Origin of the sequence: Paracoccus versutus, from assembly GCF_000763885.1 — a bacterium.
GTDB classification, from domain to species: domain Bacteria; phylum Pseudomonadota; class Alphaproteobacteria; order Rhodobacterales; family Rhodobacteraceae; genus Paracoccus; species Paracoccus versutus.
On sequence record NZ_JRKO01000120.1, the window covers coordinates 1 to 3,966 of the forward strand.

8 protein-coding genes are annotated in these 3,966 nt (G+C 61.3%); all 8 read right to left on the minus strand.

Annotated elements, in window-relative coordinates; genetic code table 11:
- Positions 1-315: a phage head closure protein gene (locus tag IT40_RS25865; RefSeq protein ID WP_036761311.1), complete on the minus strand. Its 315-nt coding sequence runs from the start codon at positions 313-315 to the stop codon at positions 1-3.
- A complete protein-coding gene (gene gp17, locus IT40_RS25870; protein ID WP_166436171.1) occupies positions 315-722 on the minus strand; it encodes a tail completion protein gp17 in 408 nt (135 codons plus the stop codon). The genes IT40_RS25865 and gp17 overlap by 1 nt, the downstream gene beginning before the upstream one ends.
- A gap of 8 nt (positions 723-730) precedes the next feature.
- Complete coding sequence (locus tag IT40_RS25875; RefSeq protein WP_052096349.1) at positions 731-1,186, minus strand: HK97-gp10 family putative phage morphogenesis protein; 456 nt, start codon at positions 1,184-1,186, stop codon at positions 731-733.
- Positions 1,179-1,496: a head-tail connector protein gene (locus IT40_RS25880; protein WP_084197481.1), complete on the minus strand. Its 318-nt coding sequence runs from the start codon at positions 1,494-1,496 to the stop codon at positions 1,179-1,181. Before IT40_RS25880 ends, IT40_RS25875 begins: the two co-directional genes overlap by 8 nt.
- A 507-nt stretch (positions 1,497-2,003) precedes the next feature.
- Complete coding sequence (locus tag IT40_RS29070) at positions 2,004-2,576, minus strand: hypothetical protein (RefSeq protein ID WP_147307361.1); 573 nt, start codon at positions 2,574-2,576, stop codon at positions 2,004-2,006.
- Positions 2,569-2,913: an HNH endonuclease gene (locus tag IT40_RS28180; RefSeq protein WP_036761315.1), complete on the minus strand. Its 345-nt coding sequence runs from the start codon at positions 2,911-2,913 to the stop codon at positions 2,569-2,571. The genes IT40_RS29070 and IT40_RS28180 overlap by 8 nt, the downstream gene beginning before the upstream one ends.
- Positions 2,906-3,385 (minus strand): phage tail assembly chaperone, encoded by a 480-nt coding sequence (locus tag IT40_RS25890; protein WP_166443857.1) that lies wholly within the window; start codon positions 3,383-3,385, stop codon positions 2,906-2,908. Before IT40_RS25890 ends, IT40_RS28180 begins: the two co-directional genes overlap by 8 nt.
- Before the next feature lie 131 nt (positions 3,386-3,516).
- Positions 3,517-3,966, minus strand: a 450-nt coding sequence (locus IT40_RS25895) for a phage major capsid protein (RefSeq protein ID WP_036761319.1), incomplete at its 5' end; no start/stop codon positions are given.

The following is a 3,966-nucleotide window of genomic DNA, read 5'->3' on the forward strand; positions in this document are numbered from 1 at the left end:
TCATGCCGCGATTACCCTGATTTCCAAGCCCTTCCGACGCCCGATTTCGGCCAGGCCGAGGATGTTGAAGGGCTTGCCGTCCATCACCAGCCGGTCGGCGGTGGTGATCTGCGCCAGCGGATAGCGGATCAGGAACACGGCCCGGTTATTGTCCATCTCGCCGGGGCCGGTCAGGAACTCGGTCGTGGTGGCCTCTTTCAGTTCGGCGCGCGTGGTCAGGATCGGCACCCAGCTTTCCCGCGCGATGCCGTAATCATCAACCGGCGCAGTCTTACGCTCGATCTGGATAAGGTGCTGTAGTTTCCCGGCGCGCATTAGCTGACCTTCCACCGCAGGGCTGCCCGCAGCGCAATCACCGCATGGGCGAAGGATAGTGCGGACGCAGGATCAGGCACCCAAGCCATGGCCGGGCGCTCCCATTCGTCCACCTGCATACCATCCACGCGCGGCGCATCCATCAGCGCCAGCATGGCCGCGCTGGTGATCTGGTGCGCAATGTCCGACTGGTCGGCAGCGGTCCAGACGTGCAGCTTCATGGCGATTTCCGCCACCACCTGCCCGCCCGACGCGCGCCCGAGAATGTCCACCTGCGCAGGTGCCATGATGATAACCGGCGCATCCTCGGGCCGGGCAATACTAGCACGGATGCGCTCGGGTGTGATATGCGCGGCAACGCCGGGTGCGGCGATCAGCGCCAGCCGCACGGCGCGTTGCAGTTCCATGTCGGCGCTCATTTCGTGGCCTCGCGGAAGGCTTTGCGCATCCGGCGATTGATGCGCTGTTCAAGGCGGCGGCGGTTCAGACGCCATGCCGGGTTGAAGAACGGCTGGGCAGGCATGGTGCCGGTGGTGGTGCCGTCCCTGTGCATCCGGGGCTTGGTGCCGCCCTCGACAAGATGCGCATGGCGGGCATCGCTATCCCCTGCCGTCACCAGCACCTCGAACGGGCCTGCCGTGCGTTGCCCGCCATCGGTGGAATGGGGCGGGGTCGTCTCGCCGGGGCCGGTGACGTGGATACTTTCGATCAGATCGCCCGTGCGCCTGGACGATTCTGCAAGGGCGCGCGCATCATCCGCGATGACATGACCAGCTTTCACCAGTTCGGCGCGCAGTTCGGCGGCAACGTGATCCTTGATCGCAGCCAGCTTCCGCGCCAGTTCCTTGGAACCCGTCACCAGCTTAGCCATTGGCGGTGCCCTCCACCTCGGGCACGTAGCCGAGAACCTGCCGCTTGATACCTGACAGCAGATCGGTGACGCCGAAAGGAAGCTGATAGGCGCTGGCAAAGGTGACGGCCTCGCGGGCCTCATACTGATGCGCGATCAGCATCAGGGCGGCTTGCAGCATCAGCGGATTGTCTGCGTCGAAAGGCAAGCCGGTATAGGACGCCACCCACGCCTCGGCCACGTTGCCGTAGTGGGTCAAGATCGCGTCGTCGGCGGCTTCATCCGGCAGGAAGTTCAGATGCGCCCGGACAAGGGCAAGGGGGATTGGCATAACGGGTCACTCGCAAACATACACGGTTCATAAGTGGGTATGATTTTACCACGTTGCAACCATAACAAAAAGTTATATTCGGCCTATCTTGCGCGCGCCTCCCCCCGCCGGTTCCCGAGATAGGGCGAAAGTTCAGACCCACCCCCTGGCCCCTAGTTCCAGTTAGGTCAGCGCCTAGACCAAAGTGAACATTTCACAGGAACCATCGCCACATTATCCATTTGAAAACGCAATAGAATCATGCTCAAGATTCTGACGGGTCTGACTGGCGGGCAAGTGTGTGCATACAGCCGCTAAGCAAGATCGGCGATGCTTGGCTGCGAAGGGTCAGAGTCCAGCAGGCCAACATATATCACCGAATAGCTGGCTCTTATCCTACCGACGACAAAGACGGAGTAAGCTACCATGCATCAGATTGTGAGAGGTTTCCTGCGACACGTCGCTTTGCCGGTCGGAGTTGGTTTGTTAATCCTATGGCTGGCGCACATGTTGGGGCTTTAGCAGCACCTATGCCACAGGTTGAAGCGCCTCGGCAGCCGTCGCACCTTTGCGAAGGCGATAATGAATAGTGACGGGTTTTAACCCGAGGCGCTGCGACCAGTCCCTTACGGTTCTAGTTTCGCCGTTATGGGTAATCCACCGGGGCTGCCTGCTTTTCTGTCCAGTAGGTAGCTTATCGGGTGAAAGGGCTTCCTCGACAGATAAGCCATTCTTGAGCCGGGCGCAAATAGTATGGGGTTGAAGGTTGAGGCGTTCGGCCCATTCGTTAATAGTAAGGGTTTCGCCTTGGTGAGTCAGCGTCTTTCCCGGACGGCTTGGCTTTTTCCTTACGCTGAATAGCTGATCAATTGTCGGCGCATTGGCAATCTGCTTCCGCATCCGCTCGATAACAGAATGCATATCCAGACCGACAAGGGCGCAGACCTCGGCTAGATCAGCGCTTGGTGTCGTAAGGTAGTTGCGGGCGTCCTCGGTCATGCGCAGGCGCGTGTCCCTATTCCCGAATCCTCCAGGAACGCCATGCAGGGCATCTTGGATCGCCAGTAACAGAACCTCTTGCCAAAGGTCTTTCTCACTCATCGGCTTGCCGTTCCTGGCGCTGTTTTACGCTGTTGTGGCAATGGGCGCAGAGGGATTGGAGATTATTCCAATTTAGCAGCAGGGCCTTGTTTCCCCGATGCCTGACCTTGTGGTCAACGTGTTCAGCATCGGCACCGCAGAAAGCACAGGTCGGATGAAGGCGCAGAAATTCGGCCCGCAGCTTGCGCCATTCGCCGTTGTAGCCCCGTTGCGATGCCGTTGGCCGGGTGCGGTCATACCGGCGCTTGCGTTCAAGCTGGCGGGCTTGCTGGCAAGCGCAGAGGACGCCATGGGGCACGATAGCACCGCAACTGCACAACCTTGGGGGCTTAGGCATTGTGGCGGGCTTTCAGGGCGCGCAGGGCGTGGCGGTCAAAGTCAGGATCAAGGCCGGCTTCTATGTTCGCCTGGCGCTGGTCTTGGCTCATGTGGTGCTTGGGCTGGGGGTCGCCATTGCTGGCGGCTTCCATGGCCTCTAGCCGTTCGAGGCGGGCGCGTAGGATCGCGTCAATCTCTGCCGGCGATGCCCGCCAGACCTCGGACGGGGGCCATTCGAGAATCGTAGTCCCGAATTTGAAAAGCTCGGTCAGATACTCGCGCAGGGTGATGGGCTTGGCGGTGGTGGCCTTGGGCGCTTCCTGGGGCTGGGGCAGCAGGTTGCCCAGCAGGTCGAGGCAAGCCGCTTGCGCATGACCGAGGAAGGGCGCAAGCGGCTCTTGGGCCGCAGCCGTCAAAAGGAAACCGGCTGCGGCCCTATCCGTGGCGGTGGCGAGTATCACCGCACGGATTCCGGTATAAGTCTGGCGCATGACGGAATCCCATGCGCCAGGGATGCCGCCCGGAAGGTTGTCCAAGGCGACAGCAGCCCGCAGGGACGCCCTCAGCGTCACGGCATGGTTGCCGTGACGCAGGGTCGTTTCATGTGCGGGCGCTAGGGCCATTAGGCAGCCACGCGCAGCTTCACAAAGCGGTCGGCATGGGTCAGGTCGGCACCCACGCGCTTGCGGGCGATGAACCGCACCTGCCCCTTGGTGCCCAGCGTGTAGGGGTCGCGCAGAATCGACATCTCCACCCGGTCAAAGATGCGATAGCCCGACATATCGCCGAACATGATAGGTGCGGTGCCAGCCGCCACGTTGTCCATGTCGGGCATTTCCACGATGGGATTGCCCAGCAGGCGCAGCACGCCGCCGTCTTTCGGATCGGTGACAAGATACTGCCCTTGCGCATCCTTGAACTTGCGGATGGTCGCCAGCGTGTTGCGGTTCATCAGCCAGACCGCGTTGCGGGCGTGGAATGACGGAATGGCGTGCTGCATGGTGATCAGCACATCCATCGGGTTCGCTGCCGGGAAGTTCGCGGCAGCGCCGGTCTTGACCTCGGCAATGCC

Coding starts and splice junctions, on each gene's coding strand:
- IT40_RS25865 (WP_036761311.1), bottom strand. CDS start 315: ATGCGCGCCGGGAAACTACAGCACCTTATCCAGATCGAGCGTAAGACT.
- gp17 (WP_166436171.1), bottom strand. CDS start 722: ATGGAACTGCAACGCGCCGTGCGGCTGGCGCTGATCGCCGCACCCGGC.
- IT40_RS25875 (WP_052096349.1), bottom strand. CDS start 1,186: ATGGCTAAGCTGGTGACGGGTTCCAAGGAACTGGCGCGGAAGCTGGCT.
- IT40_RS25880 (WP_084197481.1), bottom strand. CDS start 1,496: ATGCCAATCCCCCTTGCCCTTGTCCGGGCGCATCTGAACTTCCTGCCG.
- IT40_RS29070 (WP_147307361.1), bottom strand. CDS start 2,576: ATGAGTGAGAAAGACCTTTGGCAAGAGGTTCTGTTACTGGCGATCCAA.
- IT40_RS28180 (WP_036761315.1), bottom strand. CDS start 2,913: ATGCCTAAGCCCCCAAGGTTGTGCAGTTGCGGTGCTATCGTGCCCCAT.
- IT40_RS25890 (WP_166443857.1), bottom strand. CDS start 3,385: ATGCGCCAGACTTATACCGGAATCCGTGCGGTGATACTCGCCACCGCC.